At 68.6% G+C, this 1,341-nt stretch carries 2 protein-coding genes and 1 pseudogene; 1 reads left to right on the top strand and 2 read right to left on the bottom strand.

Going from position 1 to position 1,341, the window contains the following annotated elements:
* The coding region (locus A5691_RS05975) for an NAD(P)-binding protein (RefSeq protein WP_156675524.1) at window positions 1-358 on the bottom strand (358 nt) is incomplete at its 3' end.
* A gap of 76 nt (window positions 359-434) precedes the next feature.
* Window positions 435-1,067 (bottom strand): TetR/AcrR family transcriptional regulator, encoded by a 633-nt coding sequence (locus tag A5691_RS05970; RefSeq protein WP_068266472.1) that lies wholly within the window; start codon window positions 1,065-1,067, stop codon window positions 435-437.
* Window positions 1,068-1,209: 142 nt separating this feature from the next.
* On the opposite strand from A5691_RS05970, the pseudogene A5691_RS28530 reads away from it, so the two are divergent.
* Window positions 1,210-1,341 (top strand): annotated as a pseudogene (locus A5691_RS28530) (TetR/AcrR family transcriptional regulator); the annotation flags it as partial.

Raw genomic sequence — 1,341 nt, 5'->3', positions numbered from 1 at the left:
GCGGCATGTACACGTAGGACTCGACATCGCAGGCAATCCCCGGGTACCGGTTCCAGTACCAGGTCCCGCCCACGTCGGCCGCCCGGTCGATGAGCCGCACGCTGTCGACGCCGAGCTGACGCAGCCGCACCCCCGTCAACAGCCCGCCGAATCCGGCGCCGATCACCGCGACGTCGACTTCGTCGGTCAGCGGCTCGCGCGTGAATTCACCGTCTGCCCAGGGGTCGTCGGCGAAGCGCGCGAATGCCCCCGCCGTCTCGACGTACTGAGCGATGCCGTCCGGGCGCAATCGGCGCGCGCGCTCTTCCGCGTATTTGCGTCGCAGCGCGTCGACGTCGAACGACACGGTTTCAGTCAAGGCCCGGTCCTCTCGTGGCCCGACTATATAATCAATCGCTTGATCATATCAAGGCGGTGCCGTGTCGGCCCCGCCGCTATCCGCGCCCGCCGGCGAACAACGTTCCGCTGATCATCTTCTTGGCCGAGTCGAGCGCGGCGTGATAATCGCGCGGCGGCGACGTGGCCCCCAACTCGACCAACCCGTAGATGAGCGCGTAGAGGGCCTCGACGACGCTGTCCCGATCGGAAGGCCGCGACAGTTCGCCCTGCCGGTAGCCGTCGTCGACGACGCCCTCGATGATCTCGCGGAAAGCCTGAAATCCCGTTCCCCCGTCCATGTGCCGATCGGGGCCGACCACTCCTTCGGCGCGGATGACCCACTCGAAGGCGGCGAGATCTGGATACTCGCGCATGAGCCGGCCCGATTCGTCGAGAACCGCCCCGATGCGGTCGACCGCGCTCCCCGGCCGCTCGGCGGCCGCCCGCAGCCGTGGCAAAGCGACATCGGTGCGCGCCGCGATCGCCGCCTTGATCAGCTCCGCCTTGTTCGGAAAGTAGTTGTAGAGGCTGCCGCTCGTCATGTCGGCGGCGCGGGCGATTTCGCGAATCGTGGTGCGGGAGTAGCCCATCTCGGCCACAGTGCGCATCGCCGCGGTGATGATGCGCGTGCGGGTCTGTTCGCCGTCGGCGCCCACCGGGCGCCCCAATCGCGAGGGCCGGGCGCTCATGCGGGACGGCACGCGCCGCCGTCCCGTCCCTCACGCACCGCGCACCTCCGCACGAACCCCGAATAAATCGATCACTCGATTATATTCGACACTGTCAGGCGCCGAGAGCCTGCGGACGGGACGCGCGAGTGCGGAGAACACGGTGACGCGGGCGCAGCGGGGACGCCCCGTCGGCGCCAGCGGTGAGGAGACCCGCCAGCGGATCATCGTGGCCACCATGCGCTGTGTGGCGACGGTGGGCTACTCGCGAGCCACGATTCGCGAGATTGCCCGC

This window comes from Mycobacterium sp. E183, assembly GCF_001667735.1.
Lineage (GTDB): Bacteria > Actinomycetota > Actinomycetes > Mycobacteriales > Mycobacteriaceae > Mycobacterium.
This window is presented reverse-complemented; position numbering and strand designations above follow the sequence as displayed.